The organism is Shinella zoogloeoides, from assembly GCF_030733845.1.
Taxonomy (GTDB): domain Bacteria; phylum Pseudomonadota; class Alphaproteobacteria; order Rhizobiales; family Rhizobiaceae; genus Shinella; species Shinella zoogloeoides_C.
Window position 1 is genome coordinate 311,085 of sequence record NZ_CP132313.1, and the last position, 19,413, is coordinate 330,497.

At 61.1% G+C, this 19,413-nt stretch carries 17 protein-coding genes, 7 pseudogenes and 1 other annotated feature; of the genes and pseudogenes, 12 read left to right on the top strand and 12 right to left on the bottom strand.

Annotated features, from left to right (window positions below):
• Window positions 1–5: 5 nt before the first annotated feature.
• Genes Q9316_RS24230 through Q9316_RS24250 form a run of 5 tightly spaced genes read right to left on the bottom strand, consistent with a single transcriptional unit; the run spans window position 6 to window position 3,948 of the window.
• On the bottom strand, window positions 6–998 hold the full coding sequence (locus Q9316_RS24230) for a biotin-dependent carboxyltransferase family protein (RefSeq protein ID WP_306035854.1): 993 nt from the start codon (window positions 996–998) through the stop codon (window positions 6–8).
• On the bottom strand, window positions 995–1,693 hold the full coding sequence (pxpB, locus tag Q9316_RS24235; protein ID WP_306035855.1) for a 5-oxoprolinase subunit PxpB: 699 nt from the start codon (window positions 1,691–1,693) through the stop codon (window positions 995–997). The genes Q9316_RS24230 and pxpB overlap by 4 nt, the downstream gene beginning before the upstream one ends.
• Entirely contained in the window at window positions 1,690–2,157 is a 468-nt protein-coding gene (locus Q9316_RS24240; RefSeq protein WP_306035856.1) for a hypothetical protein, read from the bottom strand. The genes pxpB and Q9316_RS24240 overlap by 4 nt, the downstream gene beginning before the upstream one ends.
• Window positions 2,144–3,511, bottom strand: a complete 1,368-nt coding sequence (locus Q9316_RS24245) for an acetyl-CoA carboxylase biotin carboxylase subunit (RefSeq protein ID WP_306035857.1) — start codon at window positions 3,509–3,511, stop codon at window positions 2,144–2,146. The genes Q9316_RS24240 and Q9316_RS24245 overlap by 14 nt, the downstream gene beginning before the upstream one ends.
• Window positions 3,511–3,948, bottom strand: a complete 438-nt coding sequence (locus Q9316_RS24250; RefSeq protein ID WP_306035858.1) for an acetyl-CoA carboxylase biotin carboxyl carrier protein — start codon at window positions 3,946–3,948, stop codon at window positions 3,511–3,513. The genes Q9316_RS24245 and Q9316_RS24250 overlap by 1 nt, the downstream gene beginning before the upstream one ends.
• Window positions 3,949–4,330: 382 nt before the next feature.
• Here Q9316_RS24250 and Q9316_RS24255 point away from each other — a divergent pair.
• Window positions 4,331–4,576 (top strand): annotated as a pseudogene (locus Q9316_RS24255) (transposase); the annotation flags it as partial.
• 463 nt (window positions 4,577–5,039) lie between these two features.
• On the opposite strand, the pseudogene Q9316_RS24260 reads toward Q9316_RS24255, so the two are convergent.
• Window positions 5,040–5,585, bottom strand: a pseudogene (locus Q9316_RS24260) (alpha/beta fold hydrolase); the annotation flags it as partial.
• Between Q9316_RS24260 and Q9316_RS24265 the strand changes: the two are divergent.
• Window positions 5,571–6,028 (top strand): annotated as a pseudogene (locus Q9316_RS24265) (ATP-binding protein); the annotation flags it as partial. The pseudogenes Q9316_RS24260 and Q9316_RS24265 sit on opposite strands and share 15 nt — an antisense overlap.
• 257 nt (window positions 6,029–6,285) lie before the next feature.
• Here the strand turns inward: Q9316_RS24265 and Q9316_RS24270 are convergent.
• The 3 genes from Q9316_RS24270 to Q9316_RS24280 form a co-directional block, all read right to left on the bottom strand.
• A complete protein-coding gene (locus Q9316_RS24270; RefSeq protein ID WP_306035859.1) occupies window positions 6,286–6,954 on the bottom strand; it encodes a BA14K family protein in 669 nt (222 codons plus the stop codon).
• A gap of 196 nt (window positions 6,955–7,150) precedes the next feature.
• Window positions 7,151–7,747 (bottom strand): general stress protein, encoded by a 597-nt coding sequence (locus Q9316_RS24275; protein WP_306035860.1) that lies wholly within the window; start codon window positions 7,745–7,747, stop codon window positions 7,151–7,153.
• Between the two features lie 23 nt (window positions 7,748–7,770).
• Entirely contained in the window at window positions 7,771–8,088 is a 318-nt protein-coding gene (locus tag Q9316_RS24280) for a PepSY domain-containing protein (RefSeq protein ID WP_306035861.1), read from the bottom strand.
• 178 nt (window positions 8,089–8,266) lie between these two features.
• Between Q9316_RS24280 and Q9316_RS24285 the strand changes: the two genes are divergently transcribed.
• The 3 genes from Q9316_RS24285 to Q9316_RS24295 all read left to right on the top strand — a co-directional run bounded on the left by Q9316_RS24285 (window position 8,267) and on the right by Q9316_RS24295 (window position 10,900).
• Complete coding sequence (locus Q9316_RS24285; RefSeq protein ID WP_306035862.1) at window positions 8,267–8,674, top strand: DUF1236 domain-containing protein; 408 nt, start codon at window positions 8,267–8,269, stop codon at window positions 8,672–8,674.
• A 131-nt stretch (window positions 8,675–8,805) separates the two neighbouring features.
• On the top strand, window positions 8,806–10,269 hold the full coding sequence (locus Q9316_RS24290; RefSeq protein WP_306035863.1) for a sensor histidine kinase: 1,464 nt from the start codon (window positions 8,806–8,808) through the stop codon (window positions 10,267–10,269).
• Window positions 10,241–10,900 (top strand): response regulator, encoded by a 660-nt coding sequence (locus Q9316_RS24295; protein ID WP_306035864.1) that lies wholly within the window; start codon window positions 10,241–10,243, stop codon window positions 10,898–10,900. The genes Q9316_RS24290 and Q9316_RS24295 overlap by 29 nt, the downstream gene beginning before the upstream one ends.
• On the opposite strand, the gene Q9316_RS24300 is transcribed toward Q9316_RS24295, so the two are convergent.
• On the bottom strand, window positions 10,897–11,340 hold the full coding sequence (locus tag Q9316_RS24300; protein ID WP_306035865.1) for a hypothetical protein: 444 nt from the start codon (window positions 11,338–11,340) through the stop codon (window positions 10,897–10,899). The genes Q9316_RS24295 and Q9316_RS24300 overlap by 4 nt on opposite strands.
• 235 nt (window positions 11,341–11,575) lie before the next feature.
• Here Q9316_RS24300 and Q9316_RS24305 point away from each other — a divergent pair, with 235 nt between their 5' ends.
• The 4 genes and pseudogenes from Q9316_RS24305 to Q9316_RS25760 all read left to right on the top strand — a co-directional run.
• Window positions 11,576–11,770 carry a hypothetical protein gene (locus tag Q9316_RS24305; RefSeq protein WP_306035866.1) on the top strand — a complete coding sequence of 65 codons (195 nt, stop codon included), beginning with the start codon at window positions 11,576–11,578 and terminating at the stop codon, window positions 11,768–11,770.
• Between the two features lie 327 nt (window positions 11,771–12,097).
• Window positions 12,098–12,418, top strand: a complete 321-nt coding sequence (locus tag Q9316_RS24310; RefSeq protein ID WP_306035867.1) for a hypothetical protein — start codon at window positions 12,098–12,100, stop codon at window positions 12,416–12,418.
• A gap of 150 nt (window positions 12,419–12,568) precedes the next feature.
• Window positions 12,569–13,387, top strand: a complete 819-nt coding sequence (locus tag Q9316_RS24315) for a DUF1206 domain-containing protein (RefSeq protein ID WP_306035868.1) — start codon at window positions 12,569–12,571, stop codon at window positions 13,385–13,387.
• A gap of 111 nt (window positions 13,388–13,498) precedes the next feature.
• Window positions 13,499–13,870 (top strand): annotated as a pseudogene (locus Q9316_RS25760) (IS256 family transposase); the annotation flags it as partial.
• Window positions 13,871–14,227: 357 nt separating this feature from the next.
• Here the strand turns inward: Q9316_RS25760 and Q9316_RS24320 are convergent.
• Window positions 14,228–14,858, bottom strand: a pseudogene (locus Q9316_RS24320) (ATP-binding protein); the annotation flags it as partial.
• A gap of 196 nt (window positions 14,859–15,054) precedes the next feature.
• On the opposite strand from Q9316_RS24320, the gene Q9316_RS24325 reads away from it, so the two are divergent.
• A complete protein-coding gene (locus tag Q9316_RS24325) occupies window positions 15,055–15,846 on the top strand; it encodes a DUF1236 domain-containing protein (protein ID WP_306035869.1) in 792 nt (263 codons plus the stop codon).
• A gap of 35 nt (window positions 15,847–15,881) precedes the next feature.
• Here the strand turns inward: Q9316_RS24325 and Q9316_RS24330 are convergent.
• Window positions 15,882–16,738: pseudogene (locus Q9316_RS24330) on the bottom strand (chromate transporter).
• Between the two features lie 293 nt (window positions 16,739–17,031).
• On the opposite strand from Q9316_RS24330, the pseudogene Q9316_RS24335 reads away from it, so the two are divergent.
• A pseudogene (locus Q9316_RS24335) lies at window positions 17,032–17,958 on the top strand (IS3 family transposase); the annotation flags it as partial.
• Window positions 17,313–17,429, top strand: a sequence feature (AL1L pseudoknot). (Overlaps the previous pseudogene by 117 nt.)
• Window positions 17,959–17,992: 34 nt before the next feature.
• Window positions 17,993–19,411 carry an IS30 family transposase gene (locus tag Q9316_RS24340; protein ID WP_210421835.1) on the top strand — a complete coding sequence of 473 codons (1,419 nt, stop codon included), beginning with the start codon at window positions 17,993–17,995 and terminating at the stop codon, window positions 19,409–19,411.
• The last annotated feature ends 2 nt before the right edge of the window (window positions 19,412–19,413 follow it).

The following is a 19,413-nucleotide window of genomic DNA, read 5'->3' on the forward strand; positions in this document are numbered from 1 at the left end:
AACTCCTAAGCCATGGCGGCGAGTGCCTGGCGCACCAGCCGGGCAGTCTTCTGAACATCGGCGACATAGGCCGTAAGCGCCGTCTCCACGGCCTTCGCCTCCGCATGCGTCGCCGGCATGAAGCGCAGCAGCGAGCCGATACGCGCCTGCCCCAGCCGCCAGAGGTCCGCCTCGATGACGCCGGCGATCTTGGGATAGCCGCCCGCCGTGTTGGCGTCGCTCATCTGCACGATGGGCTCACCTGCCGGCGGCACCTGAATGACGCCGGGCACGACGCCGTGCGAACGCATCTCAACCACCTCGGTTGGATGGATCGGATCGCCGCTCAGCCGGTAGCCAGTGCGATCGCTGCGCGCGGAAATCTTCCACGGCTGCCCCCAGAACCGTTCCGCGTCCGTACCGAACAGATCGTGTTCCCCCGCCGGCAACGCCCGGATGATAAGTGCGCCGCCCTCGGCGACGGGGAAGACATCCTTCAGGGCCGTGGCCGGCGGCACGACGCCGAAACCGCCCTTCGGCAGGAAGCCGCCCGCCGCCGTGCCCGTCGCGATCCGGTCGCCCGCGGCCAGCACGCGCCCCTCCATCCCGCCGAAACCACCGCGCAGCGAGGTGCTGCGTGAGCCCATGACGGGAGCGACATCCACCCCGCCGGCAAGGCAGAGACAGGCGCGCGCGTCCTTCAAGGGCGGCGAGAATTCCAGCACCTGGCCCGCCTGCGCCTCCGTCACCCACCAGGGCGGCAGCGGCACGCCGTCGAGCGTCGCCCGGCAGTCCGCGCCGGTCACGGCAAAGGCGCCCCGCTCGAAAAAGCGCACACGGAACGGAAAGGTCTGCACTTCGATGCCGGCGGCATCGGGCGCATTGCCGGCGAGGATATTGCCGATCCTCAGCGCCAGCGTGTCCATAGCACCGCAGGCGGTGACGCCGATATTGCGATAGCCGGGACGGCCGAGGTCCTGGATCGTGTTCAGGGGGCCGGTTGAGACGATCTCGATCACAGCTCGATCCTTTCAGGACGGAAACGCACGGTATCGCCGGGGGCCATCACGGCGGGAAGAGCCGCCATCGGGTCGAACATCTGGAGTTCGGCAAAGCCGATCGAGTTCCAGCCGTTCGGCCCCGTCAGCACGGCGACGCCCGTCTGCATGCCGCCGATGGTCACGCAGCCGCGGGCCATGTGCAGCGAAGGCACGGTCTTGCGCGGCATGTGAATGTGCGGGTCGAGCCCGTGCAGGTAGCCGAAGCCCGGGGCGCTTCCGAGCGCGAAGACGCGGTAGGTGCCTTCGTGGTGGATGCGCACCACCTCCCGGTCGGAGAGGCCGGACAGGTCGCACAGCGCCGGCAGGTCCGTCGCATGTTCGCCGCCATAGGTGACGGCGATCTCGATCTCGCGGCCGGCAAGATCGACACCCCGCGCACGCCGCCATTCCTCCTGCAGCGCGAGGACGATCGCGTCGGACGCATCGGGCGTCTCCTTGAGGATGACCAGCAGGTTCGTCATGCCCGGCACGATCTCGGCAATGTCGGGCCGGGTTTCGAGTGCGTGCGACAAAGACCAGATGCGCCGCTGGTTCGGCAGGTCGAAGGCACCGGGCGCCTCGATGAGGAAGGCGCGTGTGCCTATGAAGGAAATGCGTGCCTGATCGTCGGTGTCGGGAACGATGGAGGCGGGGGCGGCTTGCCGGAAGCTCATCGAGAGGCCTCCATCGTCACGATGGCATCGCCATAGCCGATCAGGTCGCCGGTACGGACATGGACATCGCTGACCACACCGCCCTCGCGGATGAACACCGGAAGCAGCGTCGGCCCCACTTCGACAAAACCGACTATTGCGCCGCCTTCAAGCGCCCTGCCCTCGCCGGCAAGCGGCCCGGCGTCGGCAACGGCGGGATGCCTGTCATGGAAGCGGCCGGCAAGGGGCGCCTTGACGATACGCCCGTCCGGCCGTCCGGCCGGAATGTCCGGCATGGGGTCGGCCCTGTGCACCGGGCGGGCGCCGGCATTCAATGCGATCTTCAGCACGCCGCCGTCGGGCGTGGCGATTTCCAGTTCCCTGGCGCCGGAGCTTTCCAGCCAGCCGGTCAGGGTGGAGATCAGGGCTGGATCGGAGAGATCGCCGATCGTGTTCCTGTCCGTCGAGCGGTCACGCCTCGCCACGGGGTTCCTCCCTCAGCCGTTTTTCAAGATGGTGGATATCGACGCCGCCACGCACGAAATCCGGATCGGAGAAGATCCGCGCGTGCAGCGGTAGGTTGGTGGCGATGCCCTCGATGCGGGTCTCGGCGAGGGCGACCTGCATGCGGCGGATGGCGACTTCGCGGGTCGGCGCATAGACGATCAGCTTGGCGATCAGCGAATCGTAGTAGGGCGAAACGCGATACCCCGCGGAAACATGGCTATCGACGCGAACGCCAGGCCCGCTCGGGAAGCGGACCGCCGTGATGCGTCCCGGCGCGGCGACGAAGGTGGTGGGATCCTCCGCATTGATGCGGCACTCGAAGGCATGGCCCTGTGCCGTGCCGGCAAAGCGGGCCTCATCTAGCAGTGCACCCTGCGCGACGCGCAATTGCTCGTGCACAAGGTCGACACCCGCCGTCATTTCGGTGACGGGATGCTCGACCTGAAGGCGGGTGTTCATCTCGATGAAATAGAATTCGCCATTCTCGTAGAGAAACTCGAAGGTACCGACGCCGCGATAGCCGATTTGCCGGCAGGCTTCCGCGCAGCGCGCGCCGATCCGTTCTGCAAGATCGGGTGCGATGCCCGGCGCCGGCGCTTCTTCCACGACCTTCTGGTGCCGGCGCTGGACGGAACAATCGCGATGACCAACCCAGACGGCATTGCCGTGATTGTCGCACAGAACCTGGAATTCGACGTGGCGCGGATGCTCCAGGAATTTCTCGATATAGAGTTCGGGCTTGCCGAATGCGCGGCGCGCTTCCTCGCGGGTAATTGCGATGGCATCCGCAACCTCGGCGCTCTCGCGCACGACGCGCATGCCGCGCCCGCCCCCGCCGCCGGCCGCCTTGACGATCACGGGATAGCCGATCTCGTCCGCGATTGCCCGCACCGCCTCAGCGTCCTCCGGCAATGGCTCGCCCGGCCCCGGCACGCAGGGTACGCCGGCGGCCATCATCGCCCGCTTGGCGGCGATCTTGTCGCCCATGATGCGGATCGCGGATGCCGGCGGCCCGACGAAGGTAAGCCCGGCCTCCTCCACCGCCTCGGCGAAATCGGCGTTTTCCGACAGAAAGCCGTAGCCTGGATGGATGGCCTCCGCGCTCGTCACGCGGGCAGCCAGCAGAATGGCCGCCTGGTTGAGATAGCTGCGCCCGGGTGCGGAGGGGCCGATGACAAGCGGTCCGCCGTCCTTCGGCGCGGCGCGACCTGCCTTGTCCGCTTCGGACGCGATAAGGACCGGCCGCAGCCCGAGCTCCAGGCATGCGCGCTCGATGCGCACGGCGATCTCGCCGCGATTGGCGATCAGAACGGAGGTGAACGGGACCTCCATCAGACGATCTCCGCGATCGGATCGCCGAAGGCGACATCCTGCCCGTCTTCGAAGAAGATGCGCTTGACCGTACCGCCGAAGGGCGCGCTCACCGTGGTGAAAACCTTCATCGCCTCGACGATGCACAGCGCCTGCCCCGCCTCGACCCTATCGCCCAGGGCGATCAGCGGCGCCGCGCCGGGGCTTGCCGCTTGGTGGAGAACACCAGCAAGAGCCGACCGCACCAGCCGCTTGTCCGCTTCATGGTTCCGGCCGGCCGGTTCGGCGGGCGCAGAGACGGGCGATGCCGGCGACGGGACCGCAGGCGCATGCCCGGTCTCGGCCGTCGGGGAGGAATTGCGGATGACAACGGTCGTACCCGCCTCGCTGACCGTCAATTCCGAGATGCGCGAGCGGCCGACGAAATCGAGAAGCGTCTTGATCTTTTCCAGATCCATGGTTTTCCCCAAGGCACGCAGAACCAGCATATGGCCACGACGGCCAACCCTCCGGTCCGATTGGGAAAACCTTACACAGCATTGCGTTTGATGGGGGCAGACAAACTTTGAATACTGCCGCAAGCGCACCGCGCTGGACGGGGTAAAGGATCGAAACGTCTTGTAGCAGTAAATGCATTCAGTGATCTCAGACGATGATAAGGCTCTTGAGCCATTCCTGCCCAGATCGTGTCCCACCGAGTGGTGTAGTTCGGCGGTAGCACAGACGCTCGCGAGCGCGCGCCCAATCGCGCTGTAGCGAGTGAGGGGCTGTGCGGGCGGTCATCAGTGTTTTCCGCTAGGGTCGGGTTGTTCAAGACACAACCTGACGGAAAGATCGCTGATGACCATAGACATGATGAACCTGCGCTCGCGTTGAGAGGAGCGCTGATGCCGATTTGTTGCGCGAGATGATCGGCTTTGCGGCTGAACGGCTGATGGAGCTGGAGGTCGGCTCAGCTACGGATGTACGGATGCAGGGTTCGGGGAGAAGAACCCGATGCGGCTTGCACAGCGCAACGACTACCGTGACCGCGATTGGGAGACGCAAGCTGGCGCGGTCGAGCTTCGCATTCCGAAGCTGCGCAGAGACCATGGCGCAAATGAGCGATGATCCCAAATCAGCTTGCCCGCTGTGGCCCGTTGATATCCCTCCGACCCTATGTCGGAAAGCACGGCCATCAGCCGTCAGCTACACCACCTACGTGGACACGATCTGACTGGGATGCAGAGATCAGCCAAATATTTGGGAGCGCCTTGAAGGGATCAGAACCTTCGACCATGCAGTTTCGCAATCATTTAATATGTTTGCACCGCCGCTTGCGGGAATTCCGCGTCACGCAAAGACCAGCTTCTGTCCACACCAGTGATTAGCCGGTCGGAGCACGCAGACACGCTTCCCCTCACCCGCCTAGGAGAGGCAAGGCTGTAGTCGAGCATTGCAGACTGGTCCAATTGCGTCCCATGCTCCAATGCACTGAGGTATTGGATGCAGCCACCATAAAGATGCTGGCAGACGGCTTTACGCCGTCCGCCGCTATTCGTATCAGCTTTCACTCAGCGACCTTCACTGTGCTCTTCGCGGCCTGATCGATAACATCGGCGATGACTCCGGGCTGAGTCGCGAACAGCGCATGACTGGCGTCGACCTCGGTCACCTTGGCGCCGATGCGCTTGGCCATGTTCTGCAGCATGCGCTGGTCGAAGGCCTTGTCCTGGCGGGCGATGACTGCCCAGCTTGGCTTGGTGCGCCAGGCGGCATTTTCCAGCTTGATACCGAAGGAGGACAGGTTAACTGGCACCTTGGAGTTTTCCAGGAAAGCAGCGTCCGCATCGGTCATGTCAGCCGCAAAGCCCGCCTTGAACGTACCGGCCTTCAGGAAACCGTAGCCATCGGCAGTCGGTTAGATCACGAACTCCGGCGCTGTCGTGTAGCCCTCATACTGCTGCGCGGTCGTTTCGACTACATCCGGCGACGGAGCGGAGACGTAGACCAGGCCAGTGACCTTGGGGACGATGCCGGCTTCCGTAATCATAACGCCACCCCAGGAGTCGCCGACGAGAATGGTCGGGCCGTCCTGGCGTCCAAGCTGCCGCTGGCCAAGGACATCGAAGACTTCGACTTAACCGGCACACCGGTCAATGAAGGGCTGGTGCGTCAGCTCGCGGCAGGCTCGTTCCTCGCCGAGCAGCACAACATCGTTCTGGTCGGCGGGACTGGAACGGGAAAGTCCCACCTGTCGATCGCGCTTGCCCGCGCCCTGTTCCGCAACGGCGCGCGCGGACGCTTCAACAACGTCGTCGATTTGGTCAACGGTTCAAGAAAGAGGCGCGCAACGGCAAGCAGGGACGGCTCGCCGACTTCATCTCTAGGCTCGACTTCGTCATAATGGACGAGCTGGGATATCTGCCCTTCGCCCAGGCCGGCGGCCAGCTTCTCTTCCACCTCATCAGCCGCCTCTACGAACGCACCTCGATCATCATCACCACGAACCTGGCCTTCGGCGAGTGGCCCGCCGTCTTCGGGGATGCGAAGATGACTCGTCCCAGAATGATCACGCTATGTGTCCTCAACCACCTAACGGATGTGTCTCGGCGTAGCATATTGACTCTCTGGCGGGGTGACCCGGCTCAAATTTTCCCAGTTTATAATTTGCTAATGACCGGTCTAATTAGGACAAGCCCTTCAAAGAAAAGGCTCTGGGCAGGTGGTGGACGAATGCGAAAACCTTATAAAGTTCCACGATCCTCACGGGCGGTGCGTCCGTCTTATCTTAGGTTCTGTCCAGCTCGCGCTTTTCATTGGCACTGACGCCGTGGACCACCATTATATGGCTGGTATGTATTGTCGTCCGTGCGATAGGACTTGTAGCGCTCACCGCACTTGCGCGTGTGATCCTCAAGATCAGCGGTAACCAGTGGAGCATTCTTGTAGCCGTCCCCGAGCGAGTGATCTGAGCTCAAAAGCACTTCTTCAGCGGCTCCTCTGTCCTCGTCATGGATAGGAGCTCCATTCGCAAAGTAGGGAGAAACGCAATGCCGGCGTTTACCGGTATAGGGTTGATATGTGTCATCGTCGGCTCGATAGGAATTATACCTCGAAATACACCATTGCACATGTTCGCGGGACAGCGTCTTGGGACCGGGGTTTTGGTCTTCAGCAATTGAGCTCGTGACAAATTCGTCCGGCTGAGCATCCAAAAAGCTTTGCTGGTCATGGGTCTCATTGGGAAGGCTGCCCAATTCGATGCGCGATGCCGACATCTCTTCGCCCTCGGCAGCTTCCAGCTGGTGCCGGTTTCGCGCAACGACTTTAGGCTCGGTGGTCCATAGATCCGCGACCCCGATGGTTCTCGATAGCGAAGCCGGCTCAGGTGTCGAAAGATAAAGGGTCGCTCCAAACACACCGAGAGAAAATGTGACAATCGACAGCAGAACGCTCGCGATGATGGCTGCCAATGTTTTCATGATTGTTGCTCCATTCGCTGCCTGCCGCAGTCCGTGTTGGCGCCCTAGCGCAGGCCAAGGAATGAGAGGATTGCAATCACTATGACAATCAAGCCAACAATGTAGATGATGCGGTTCATAGTTTTTCTCCGAACGAAGGAAGGTGAACTTTTCTGCAGTCGAGCCAGGCGGCTCCTTGGAGCCGCCTGTCGCAGAGTTATCGGCGGTATCGCAGGCGCTCCTGCTCGATGTCCGCCGGGCCATACGGGTCAAGCGTGTCCTCAAAACGGGTCCAGCCCTGTTCAGCGTAATCGGCGCGCCGTGCGGCGGGATCGACCCAGTTGTTCTGACGAAGAATCGCCTCGGCCTCGGCGTGCAGGCTTTCATCGACCCTCGCTGTCACCAGCGTGCCGCCACGACGCACACCTTCGGCATAAACATGGGCATGCTCCTCCGGAACGCCCGAATCCGTCATTGCGCCGATCAGGCCGCCTGCCGCGCCGCCGGCGACCGCGCCAGCAGCGGCGCCCGCCGCCGTGGCGGCGAGCCAGCCGGCCGCGACCACTGGACCGACGCCCGGAATGGCCACGATGCCGAGGCCGGTCAGAAGGCCGCCGACGCCGCCGACCGCGGCACCGATCCCAGCACCGGTACCAGCACCTTCGGCAGCATTGGTATCCTTGGAATAGCGGTCATCGGCATTGTTCGAGACGATGCTGATATCGTTGGAGGGAACGCCACGCGCCTCGAGGGCGCTGACGGCAGCGCGCGCATCAGAATAGTCGTCATAGAGTCCGGTTACGGTCTTTGTCATGGAGATATCCTCGAACTGTGGTGTCACTCGGTGACGATGTTGCCCTGGTAGTCGAGCGCGACGGTGACGGACTTGCCGTCCTTGGTGGCCGTGCCGCGCCAGATGCCCTTGTCATCGAGCTTCAGGTCCGCGATGTCGGCATAGCCGGCCTCGATGAGACGTTCCTTCGCCTGATCCTCCGTGAAGCTGTTGGCTCCTTCGACCGGCGCGGTCGCGTTCTTGCTGTCGGGGGTCGCAACCGCGGGCGTGTCGCCATCCGTCGAAGGGGTGGTCGAAGTCTGCGCAAAGGCAGCAAAGGTCGATGCGCCGACGAACGCGATGGCCAAGAGAAGCGGTCTCATTATTAAGTCCTCTCAATGTTTGGTATTTCGCGTTTTAAAAGCGGCGGGCTGCGGCAATGGTTCCGGCTACGAGCATCAGTCAGACCTTTGTCCGTATTCGTGCAGGCATTGGTCCTAACGTCGGAACCTTCGTCAGCCAGACCGCTTCCTTTGCCGTCCAACCCAAAGGAGTGGAACTATGAAACTCAATCTTCTTGCCTCGGCTACCATCGCAGCCGCTCTTCTCACATCGCCGGTGATGGCCGATGACGACAATGATGGTGCCGTAACGGGCGCAGCAGGCGGCGCCGTAACCGGCGCAGTCGTCGGCGGACCAGTCGGTGCCGCCGTAGGCGGTGTCGTTGGCGCAATTGCAGGGACGGCGCTCGATCCGCCGCCGCGGAAGGTCGTCACCTACGTCGAACAACAGCCGATACCGTCCGACACGATTGTCGTTGAGGAAGTGGTGGAAGTCGGCAAGCCCCTCCCGAAGACTGTGGTGCTGACGCCGATTCCCGAAGACCCGACTTATGCCTATGCAGTGGTCAACAAGCAGAGGGTCATCGTCGATCCCAGCACGTACACGGTGGTGCAGGTGCTGAACTGACGCATTCCGCCTGCCACTTGTGGTGAAAGGGCGGGCGGTCATCTCGACGGAACCAATGCTCGCTTAATTCGTTCGGGGGGAGCTTAGGAATACCTCTTCCCGAGCGGAGGAAACCGAGGGTGCGAACGCGCGTGAACGCATCAAATCCCGCGTGTATAGAGTTGACAAAACAGCCTCAACGCAATTCCGTTTGGGGGCGCCAGTCCCTTGCCCGTCAGTTCTTCATCGTCGGCAGCGCTTTCTCCTTCGGCGCGATGGCGGTTGTCGGACTCTTCGTTACACACTTGATAGAAAACGCCGTTACCCGCAACGCCGCCGCCTCGACTGCGCTTTACGTCGACAGCATTATCGCTCCCGTGCTCCCTGATATGGCAAGCAGCGAAATCCTCGATGAAACCAGCAGCCGAGCGCTCGATGAGACCTTGGCGCAGGGGCCGTTGGGCCAGCGGCTCAAGGCGTTTCGTCTCTGGTCTCCTGACGGGCGGATACTTTACTCCAGCGACCCAGCCCAAATCGGAAAACAGTTTACGCCGAGTGAGGATTTGCAGAAGGCGTTCAGCGGAGAGCTGGTTGCTGAGTTCGATGAACTCGACGACGTCGAGAGTGCGGCTGAAAGGGAGTCGGGCCTTCCGCTCCTTGAGATTTATAGCCCGCTGCTACAACCATGGTCCGGTGAAGTTGTCGCGGTTACGGAATTCTACGAGCTTGCAGAGGGTTTGAAGGTGGACCTGTCTGTAGCCCGGTGGCAGAGTTGGAGCGCGGTTGCCGCTGTCACGCTCGCCTTCTTTCTCACCTTGTCCGCCATCGTTTTCCGGGGAAGCAAGACTATAAGCCATCAGAGCCGGGAACTTGAATCTCGCATTGCCGAACTGACACATCTTTTAAGCCAAAATGATGCTCTCAAGTCTCGCATCCAGCGCGCAGCCGCTGCCACCACGGCCCTCAACGAGAGCTATCTTCGCACTGTCGGGGCTGACCTCCACGACGGGCCCGCGCAGTTGGTTGCCTTTGCCGCCCTAAGAGTTGATAGCGGTCTTCTATCCGATCCAGGCACGTCCAAGGAACGTCGAGAGAAAGAGGTCAGCATTATCAAGGCCAGTCTGGATGAGGCAATGTCCGAAATACGCACGATATGTACGGGATTGGTGCTACCGCACGTCGAGTCGGTCAGTCTCGCTGAAATGTTGGAGGAGTTACTGAACAGTTACCGCGCGCGTACAGGTAAGACGGTCGAATTGCGCAATCGGGCTACGATCAAGGCTTTGCCAGTCGCGGCGAAGATCTGCATTTACCGCTTCATTCAGGAGTCTCTCAACAACGGGTATAAACACGCGGCCGGTTTGGGCCAGTGGGTCAACATAGCACAATACGATGACGGAATCGAAGTCCAGGTCGGCGATGCAGGGCCTGGTCTATCGCAGCTGAATTCAGGTGGTAGCGGGATAGGCCTGGCCGGAATGAGAGACAGAGTTGAGAGCCTGGGAGGGACCTTCCACGTAGCGCCGGCCCCCGCAGGCACCATCGTGACAATGACATTACCCCTGCACAACATGGAGGCACACCGACATGAGTCCGATCCGCGTTGCGGTCGTTGACGACCACCCCATCTTCCGGGAGGGCGTCACAAGTTGTCTGATGGACATCGGAGGGTACGATATCGTCGGTGAAGGCGGCAGTCGTGCGGATGCGGAGGCGATCGCACAACAGGCGGACCCGGATCTCATGCTGTTAGACATCTCGATGCCGGGCGGTGGTCTCAATGCGGTGGCTTCGATCCTGGAGCGACGGCCGGCACAGAAAATCATCGTGTTGACCGTATCGGAATCTCATTCCGACGTCGCAACGGCTTTGAGACTGGGAGCCAAGGGCTACGTGCTTAAAGGTGTCGGATCGCGTGCCCTCTCCGAAATCTTGCGAGCCGTTCAAGGTGGCGAGATGTATCTCTCACCTTCCCTGTCTGCGCGGATGATAGCTGATCTATCGCAAGTGGGAGACCACCCATCCACACCGGGCATCCGTGACTTGACCGAGCGTGAGTATGATGTGCTACGTCTCGTGGCGGCAGGCCTCAGTAACAAGCGGATTGCGCGCGATCTCGACCTTCACGAGAAGACGATCAAACATCATTTGACGCGCATATTCGCCAAATTGAACGTTAGCAACCGGACCGAGGCAGCGATGGCGTTCCGAGATGCAGGCGAAACGGCGCCGGCCCATCTGGGTTAAGGAACGATCGCTTTCAAAAGAAGACGCATGCGGTCTTGTGCCGTTGCCTTGCGGTTCACAATCGTCCGGCCCTTCGAATCCTTCATGATGAAGCGGCCTTTGACGACCTGCTCCAGGTACCCGTTGCGATAGCGAACTGAAACGGAATTGGGTGTGACTTCCTTCTTGGCGACTGATGCGGGCCGCCCCTTTGCCTTACCAGTCGCGCCATTTCGTTCTTTGCTGCTTTTGCTGTCAGATCCCTTACCGCCTCGGCTGTCAGATCCGCCTTTACCGCCGCTGCCGCCGCCATGTCCACCCCCGTTGCCGTTCTTCGCATCTGCGCTGGCAAGCGTAAGGGCTAGCGTACCGCTTTTCCATTCGACGTGAACGGGCACCGCCACAACCGCCAAGACCACGCCGATTGTAAGGACTGCTTTCGCCGAGTTGTAAACCGTCATGTTGGTTATCCTGCGCTCTCGCCGGTGCAACGCGCAAGAACGTTCTACGTTCATCAACGCAGTCGATGTCAGGGCCTATGCGGAAAAGGACGGTCCATTTGCTCTGTCCTCGTATGGACTTTGGTCCAATCCCTCCTGGCAAAAGCCCTGTGCGAGGAACACCGGCGTGGCGCCTGTGTTGATGGCTCGGTGAGCACCTGTGCGCGTAGAGCGAGAACTGGAAGGGGAAAACACCATGAACATTGTTTCAAAAAAGACGATTGCCGCTGTGCTCGCAAGTGGCCCTGCATTCTTCGGTGGAGCGTCCATGGCGCAGGAACAGTCCATCAATGGTGCCAGCACCTCCCAGGATGGCGCCAATGTCATCGTCCCTCACGCAGGAGCGACCGGACACGAGTGCCTGCGCGGATACGTTGAAAATGAAGAGTGAGGCCGGCGCGGACGCTGCCGCGGGCAAAAATATCGAGAACGGTGGTTTAACGGCCGAAGGAGTTTACGTCATTGCCGCGTGATTGGTGGACTGATGCCTCGGAGAGGGCGCGCGCCATTGCCCTTCCGCATATCAGGAAAGGAAATAGACTATGACAAGGAGCTCATTCGACAAGTCGCCCGACCAAGGGTTCAGCGTCGGCCTTCCCTTGGCAATTATCACCTGCTGCACGCTTGATGTCTCAGTCTATCTCGCTGTTTCGGGCGCGAACATCCCGCCGCCGTCAACGAAGGCATATCTGGCCTCGAACGCTGTTGGAAACCCGTGATGTTCGGCCTCGCGCTCGAACATCTGTCCGTAATACTCATGGAGTTCACACACGTGGGCAAGACTTGCTACCGATACCTACTCACCCGGTTGGATAACAACGAACCGACGATTGCGTCCCTCGAGCAGACAATTGAGGACATCAAGGCCGTTTTAGCGGCAAGCAACGTTCCGATCTCGGAGGGGCTCGCCGAACTCCACCAGTCCGGTACATTCAAGATCGTCAATGACGTTCAAACCGGCAAGATCGAGACAATTCTTATGGCGAGAGCAGAAAGCGCCGGCGCAAGCGATCCGTCTGGAGCGAGAGAAGCAATGTAGTCAATGCAGAAGCGCGTTCCGAGACGCGACAAGGAAGGCGATGGCTTTGGCGCTGCATTCGCGATTTTGCACATTCACAACTAGATCTGAAGATTTTGAGAGAACCAGACGCCTCCATTCGCGTTCCAGAGCAAGCAGCGGGAGCGACTCATGCATCTACGAACTGGCTTTCAAATACTGGCGCGCAGTGGTTATGTCGCTCGAGGAATTGTGTTCCTCCTTCTGGGAGGACTGGCCCTCTTCACCGGGACGACAACGACGAAATCCGCGCTCGATTCCCTTCTTGCTCAACCATTCGGCCAATTATGGCTTGGCCTTATTGGCCTAGGCCTCGTTGGGTTCGTCGCCTGGCGACTAACTCAGGCGATTGCGAACGCTGATAATCACAAGCAGGACCTCAGAGGCTATGCGGTCAGGGCCATGTTATTTGGCAGTGCGGTCGTTTACATTGGACTCGCATATTACAGCTTCGACCACGCCTTTGGTTTTGCGGCTGCAAGAAGCTCCGACGGTGAAAAGGATCTCGCTGGGTGGGCAATGTCGCAACCGTTCGGTCGGTACCTTGCGGCCTTGATCGGTCTCGGTTTCCTGATCGGAGGCTTGGTCACGATCGCAAAAGGCGTAATGGGAAAATATAAGCGATACCTTGAACCGCAGGCGACGAAAAACACGTCGATCAAAATCATCTGCGTGTACGGGCTTTGCGCTCGCGGCGTCCTTTTTGCGGTCGCCGGCGTATTCTTCTGTTATGCGGCGTTCACGATCGATCCTCAACAAGCAGGCAGCATCGCTGATGCGCTGAATTGGTTGAGACAACTGCCATTTGGAGGGATTCTGTATGCTCTGGCCGCGCTGGGCCTGTTCTTATTCGGCGGATACAATCTTATCGAGGGACGGTATCGCATCGTTCGCACGCCGGATCCGGGTGAAGTGCGGAAACTGGTTTCGCCGACGAACAGTCCGGTGTAGCGAGGCTCAGGCTATGGCGGAAACTGGGTGATGACGGTTTGACGATGGCGACGTATCGAGGGGGGTGTCATAGCCACAACCTCTCGAAGGAGTGATACGCCATGAAAAGAGATACCACCGTTGATTCCTTTTCCCCATTTTGATGCATGCGACGATCCCCTGACATCTGGTTTGCGCGAAGGCGCCCGCCGGCTCTTGGCGCAGGCTGTCGACGCGGAGGAGACCGAGACATTCCTCGCGGTCGTGGCCGAGAAGCGCCTCTTCGACGGGCGTGCCCGCATGGTGCGCCAAGGACATGGTTCCGAGAGACGATCCAGACGGAGATTGGTCCGGTCGCGGTGAGCCGCGTCAAGCTGCGCGAGCGGGCCGCGGATGGCTGCGGGGAGGACAGCATCACCTTTAACTCGGCGATCCTGCCGAAAGGGCGCGACGGAGCGGTGGACCGAGAGCCTGGATGCGCTGGTGCTGCTTCTCCACCCGAGACCAGCTCGCCCTTCTCGACCGGCTAGGCACCGACCATGCCCCGTCCGTCGACTCGCCTGCCTAAGGACATCGGGAACGCCTTCGCCCGGGGTCCCGAGCCAGGTCGCCAAGTTTCTTCAGGCGAGCCTGCACCTCCGACGCGGCAATCGCGGAGTTCGGGACGTAGCGCTTCGCCGCCAAAGTCGCCGCAATCGCGGTCGCCTCACCTGTCATGGTGCAGGCTGGCACGCTACGTGTGGAACCGAGGGGCGATGGCGTCGACGGAAAAAGCCGACGAAAATCGTGGAATCGCAATAACACTGGTCGGAGGTCGAAGTACGCTGATTTCCGAGAAACGCCACACGACTGGGTCTCCGAAGCTCCCCATTCGCCGACAGATCGATTTGAGGTGATCTGGATCGAACCCTTCTCGTAGCGCCGGGACACCAACTGAAAGAACAGGTGGGCGGCATTGGCCTCGAAGCGCAGATAGCCCCGCTCGTCGATGATCAGCGGTTTCGGCCGCGACAGAAGCGTCAACTGCTTGTCGAGCAAGCCGTCGCTACGGGCCTTGGCCAGCGTCGCCACCAACGTCGCCGCGGTGATGAACTGCACATTGCAACTCTGACCGTTCGCCTCGCGGCCGAGGGTGACGGCAAGACGCGTCTTGCCCATTCCGGGCGGACGAAGGAGCAGGAGCGTATCACCATGCGCAATCCATCGGCAGGTCGCAAGCTCCCGGAACCGCTCCTGATCCAGCGATGGCTGGGCATCGAAGTCGATGCCGTCGAGCTCGCGCACAAGGGGAAGTAGGCGATCTTGCTCGACCTGGAGATAGGGCGCTCGTCACGCCGGGCGATCTCGCGCGACACCAGGAAGCCCAAGGCCTCACGCAGGCTCATCTTCGAGCGGGCCGCCTCGTCGAGCAGCGTATCGAGCCAGTCGCGGATCCCGTCAGCTTCAGCCGGTCGAGCGTTGCGATAAGCAGGTCATGATCGACGTTCGTCATCACTCCCTCCGACATCGCATGGGTTCCATCCGCCGGACTTTGGTCCAGCATCATCGCGGCATTGGTCGGCACCCCAGCGACTGAAGACCGGGGACAGGAACAGCGCTCGCAGCCTCCCGTTGTGGGATCGGCCTTGCATGGATGAGCGAAACGCCCTCGTCCATGCTGGTCCAACCATCAACCAAGGAGAACGATCATGAAGATGTCCATGCGAAAAAATCTCGCCATCCTCCTGCTGAGCGGCACGACAGCTCTCGCCGGCCCGGCCTTTGCGCAGCAGGCGGACCCGGCCAATCCGTTGCTCGTACCAGAAGGGCAGGGCCAGGGTTCGACACAGACCGAAGGCAGCACCGATACGAATGCCGGCTCCGCCGAAGGTAGCGCCGACACCAATTCGCAGGTCCAGACCCCGGACGGCGTCGCAGCCGAGCAAAATTCGGCCCAGGGTAGCGGTTCGGCAAACGGCGAGACCGAGACGCAGACTAGCGAAAAGCCTGCCGACGGCAAGGCCGATCAGGACGCCGCCCAGGCGACGGACGGCACCGCCACCAACAAGATCGATCGCCAGACGACGGCCGAAGGCGGCGACGCCACGAGCGATGGTACAACGACGGACAATGCCCGGTCGACCAACGAAAGCGAGACGAAGTCGCAAACATCAGCCGGCGCGTCGAGCTCCGAGGAGACGGATGAATCCGCGCAGTCCGCTCCGTCCAACGAGACCACTGCCAGCATCGACATCACCACAGAACAGCGCACCGAAATCCACAACGTCATCAAGGAAAGCGATGCCAGGCCGGTCGATATCGACATCGACGTGACTGTCGGCACCGTCGTGCCGCGCACCGTCGAGCTGCTTCCGCTACCGCCGCGCATCATCGAGATCGTGCCGGCCTATCGCGCCTACAAGTACATCCTTCTGGCGAACGGCACGATCCTGATCATCGAGCCGGCAAGCCTGAAGGTCGTCTACGTGATTGCGGCGTAATGCCTTCAAAGTGGGGCGGCGCTTTAATCGCCGCCTCATCCCTCAATCGGGCCGCGTACCGCCGGTCCCCTCCGCGATGGAGAAAAGACATGCGAAAACATCGCTTTGAACAGCAGCAGGACCCCGGATTCGGTATCGGCTTTCCCGTGGGCGTCATCGCCTTTTGCATGCTCGCCATCATCGGCTATCTCCTGGCGCTGGGCGTCCAGGTACCCCCGCCGCAATCCGGCGTCTATCTCGCCTCCGACCGATAGCGCACAGCGAGTGCAAGACGGCTGGCGCCCGTGCATCATGCCGCCGCACCACATGCCAAGCAATGTCCAGACCATGCCGAGGCCGGCACAGCCCAGAAGGACCGGCATCGCCCCCATTTTGAGGCGGAAGATGGCGATAAACGCTGCGAGCGTGAGCACGACGGACGGCCAGTCCACCGACACCGGCACCGGGAGGTCGAGGGAAACCGGGCCGAACTGATGGGAGCCGACCTCCCGGAACAGCACATGCAGCCCGAACCAAACGGCGAGGTTGACGATAACGCCAACGACGGCGGCGGTGATCGCCGCCATGCCGCCGGAGATCGCGGCATTTCCCCTGAGCCGCTCGATAAAGGGCGCGCCGAGGAAGATCCGGAGGAAACAGGGCACGAACGTCACCCAGGTCGCAAGCATGGCGGCGAGCGTCGCCGCCAGCAGCGGATCGACCCCGCCCGGCGCGCGGAAGGCCGCCATGAAGCCGACGAACTGGAGCACCATGATCAACGGCCCGGGCGTGGTCTCGGCCATGCCGAGCCCGTCGAGCATTCGCCCGGCCGCAGCCAGCCGAAATTCTGCACCGCCTCCTGCGCCACATAGGACAGCACCGCATAGGCGCCACCGAAGGTCACAACCGCCATCTTGCTGAAGAACACGCCGATTTCGGTGAACACATCATGTGGTCCAAGACCGAGGTAGAGGAGGAGAACCGGCCCCAGCCACAGAACGAGCAGGGTGCAAGGACACAAATGCCGACTTTTTCAAAGAGGACAACGTGGGTCGGGAACCCGGCTTATTCCTTTCATCGCAGGGCGCTGGAATGCGCCCGTCTTCCTGTCGCGCTGGGCCCGCCTTGAAAGGAATCGAACCAACGACGGATCTGAACCGCACCGGGTTTGCCGGAGGCTCCAACTTCTGAGAGAGTGGAGCCGATATGAGCAAGACAACGAACAAGTTTTCACCTGAAGTCCGCCAACGCGCCATCCGTATGGTGCTGGATCACGAGGCAGAGCACCCGTCGCGGTGGGCGGCCGTTTCATCTATTGCGGGCAAGATTGGTTGCTCGCCAGCCACGCTGCATGAATGGGTGAAGAAGACCGAGGTCGACAGCGGCAAACGAGCAGGCTTGCCGACTGACGCGGCCGAGAAGATGAAGGCTCTGGAGCGGGAGAACTGCGAGCTTCGTCAGGCCAACGAGATTTTGCGCAAGGCGTCTGCTTATTTCGCGATGGCGGAGCTCGATCGCCCCTTCAAACGGTGATCTCGTTCATCGACGAACACCGTAGCGTGTTCGGGGTCGAGCCGATCTGCAGGCTTTTGCCGATTGCCCCATCAACCTACTACGAGAACGTCGCCAAGCGCTTGGATAGGGACCGCCTGTCGGTTCGCGCCCGCAGCGATATCGGCCTGAAGATCGAGATACGCCGGGTGTTCAATGAGAACTTCCAGGTCTACGGGGTGCGTAAAGTCTGGCGGCAGTTGCAGCGAGAAGGCTACGCCATCGCCCGCTGCACGGTCGCTCGGCTTATGAGGTCGATGAGCGTGCAGGAGATCATTCGAACCGGTCCGCACGACATTCTCGGACAAGGCAGCCCCGAGCCCGCTTGACCGGGTAAGCCGCCAGTTCAAAGCCCTAGCACCAAACAGGCTGTGGGTCTCGGACTTCACCTATGTCGCGACCTGGCAGGGCTTCGTCTATGCGGCGTTCGTGATCGACGTCTTTGCCCGACGCATCGTTGGTTGGCGGGCGAGCCGGACGGCACATGCGAGCTTTGTCCTTGATGCCCTTGAACAGGCACTTCATGATCGGCGTCCCGTTCATGGCGGCGGGCTCGTGCACCATTCGGACAGGGGCGTTCAAGGCAGATTCAACCGGTCGCTGCAACACCCCAAACATGGAGGTGTTTATTGTGACGGGAAGACGGAAATCAGAGCGGTCAACGCGGCAGAAATTATCCTCGCCAGGGCGACCACCGGTGTGGCAGCGTGAGAACCTGTGCCGGTTCTGGCGAGAAATAGCGGCAGGCTTGTCCAGCGAGGATGCCGCTGTGGAAGCCGGCGTCTCTGCCCCCGTTGGGAACCGGTGGTTTCGGAGTTCAGGCGGTATGCCTCCCACACATCTTTCGCCCTCGGCAATAACACTCAGGAATCGCAGCCTGACGTTCAGAGAGCGAGAGGAAATTGCTTTGGAATGCGCCCGCGGTACTGGAATCCGTGCTATCGCACGTAAATTGGGACGATCACCGAGCACAATCTCGCGCGAGATCAGGCGCAATTCAGCGACACGCGGCGGCGACTTCGACTATCGTGCGATTACTGCACAGTGGCATGCTGATCGAGCGGCTCGACGGCCGAAGGTGGCAAAACTTGCAGCTAATGTTGCCCTTCGCGACTACGTCCAGGACCGACTCGCTGGCCTCATTGCCACACCCGACGGCATCGCCTTCGATGGCCCGATCGTGGTATGGAAAGGACGCCGGGCCGTTCATCGGCAAAGCCGACGCTGGTCCAAAGCCTGGAGCCCGGAACAGATTGCGCGGCGTCTGAGACTGGACTTCCCCGAGGACGCGACCATGCGCATCAGCCACGAAGCCATCTATCAGGCGCTTTACATTCAAGGCCGAGGCGCTCTGAAGCGTGAACTATCGGCCTGCTTGCGTTCCGGTCGAGCGCTGAGGTTGCCTCGCGAACGCGCTCGCAGCCGTGGCAAGTCCTTTCTTGGTGATGCACTGATGATCAGCGACCGCCCCGCGGAGATTGGCGATAGAGCGGTGCCCGGTCACTGGGAAGGTGATCTCATACTCGGTCTCGGCAGCTCCGCGATCGGCACTCTAGTCGAACGCACGACACGATTCACAATGCTCCTGCACCTGCCACGCATGGAAGGTCACGGAATCAAAAAATCCGTCAAGAACGGTCCTGCACTCGCTGGACACGGCGCTGAAGCGGTTCGTGATGCGATCGCTGAGACCATCATGGAACTTCCGGCGCATCTACGCCGATCCCTGACCTGGGACCAGGGCACAGAAATGTCTCAGCACGCACAGCTTAGGATCGACACTGGCCTGGATATCTACTTCTGTGACCCTCAAAGTCCGTGGCAGCGTGGAAGCAACGAAAACACCAACGGTTTGCTACGTCAGTACTTTCCGAAGGGAACAGATCTGAGCCAGCACGGAGCCGGTGAGCTCAGCGCTGTAGCGCATGCCCTTAATAGCAGGCCTCGCAAGACGCTGGGTTATCGCACACCAGCAGAAGCGCTCGACGGCCTGCTTAAATCGGATATGATCGAAGGTGTTGCAGCGACCGGTTGAAT

Excerpts from the sequence above, each read along its gene's own strand:
- Q9316_RS24280 (WP_306035861.1), bottom strand. The coding sequence starts at position 8,088 with ATGAGACCGCTTCTCTTGGCCATCGCGTTCGTCGGCGCATCGACCTTT.
- Q9316_RS24310 (WP_306035867.1), top strand. The coding sequence starts at position 12,098 with ATGTTCGGCCTCGCGCTCGAACATCTGTCCGTAATACTCATGGAGTTC.
- Q9316_RS24340 (WP_210421835.1), top strand. The coding sequence starts at position 17,993 with ATGGAGGTGTTTATTGTGACGGGAAGACGGAAATCAGAGCGGTCAACG.
- Q9316_RS24270 (WP_306035859.1), bottom strand. The coding sequence starts at position 6,954 with ATGAAAACATTGGCAGCCATCATCGCGAGCGTTCTGCTGTCGATTGTC.
- Q9316_RS24250 (WP_306035858.1), bottom strand. The coding sequence starts at position 3,948 with ATGGATCTGGAAAAGATCAAGACGCTTCTCGATTTCGTCGGCCGCTCG.
- Q9316_RS24275 (WP_306035860.1), bottom strand. The coding sequence starts at position 7,747 with ATGACAAAGACCGTAACCGGACTCTATGACGACTATTCTGATGCGCGC.
- Q9316_RS24325 (WP_306035869.1), top strand. The coding sequence starts at position 15,055 with ATGAAGATGTCCATGCGAAAAAATCTCGCCATCCTCCTGCTGAGCGGC.
- Q9316_RS24315 (WP_306035868.1), top strand. The coding sequence starts at position 12,569 with ATGCATCTACGAACTGGCTTTCAAATACTGGCGCGCAGTGGTTATGTC.
- Q9316_RS24295 (WP_306035864.1), top strand. The coding sequence starts at position 10,241 with ATGAGTCCGATCCGCGTTGCGGTCGTTGACGACCACCCCATCTTCCGG.
- pxpB (WP_306035855.1), bottom strand. The coding sequence starts at position 1,693 with ATGAGCTTCCGGCAAGCCGCCCCCGCCTCCATCGTTCCCGACACCGAC.
- Q9316_RS24285 (WP_306035862.1), top strand. The coding sequence starts at position 8,267 with ATGAAACTCAATCTTCTTGCCTCGGCTACCATCGCAGCCGCTCTTCTC.
- Q9316_RS24245 (WP_306035857.1), bottom strand. The coding sequence starts at position 3,511 with ATGGAGGTCCCGTTCACCTCCGTTCTGATCGCCAATCGCGGCGAGATC.
- Q9316_RS24305 (WP_306035866.1), top strand. The coding sequence starts at position 11,576 with ATGAACATTGTTTCAAAAAAGACGATTGCCGCTGTGCTCGCAAGTGGC.
- Q9316_RS24300 (WP_306035865.1), bottom strand. The coding sequence starts at position 11,340 with ATGACGGTTTACAACTCGGCGAAAGCAGTCCTTACAATCGGCGTGGTC.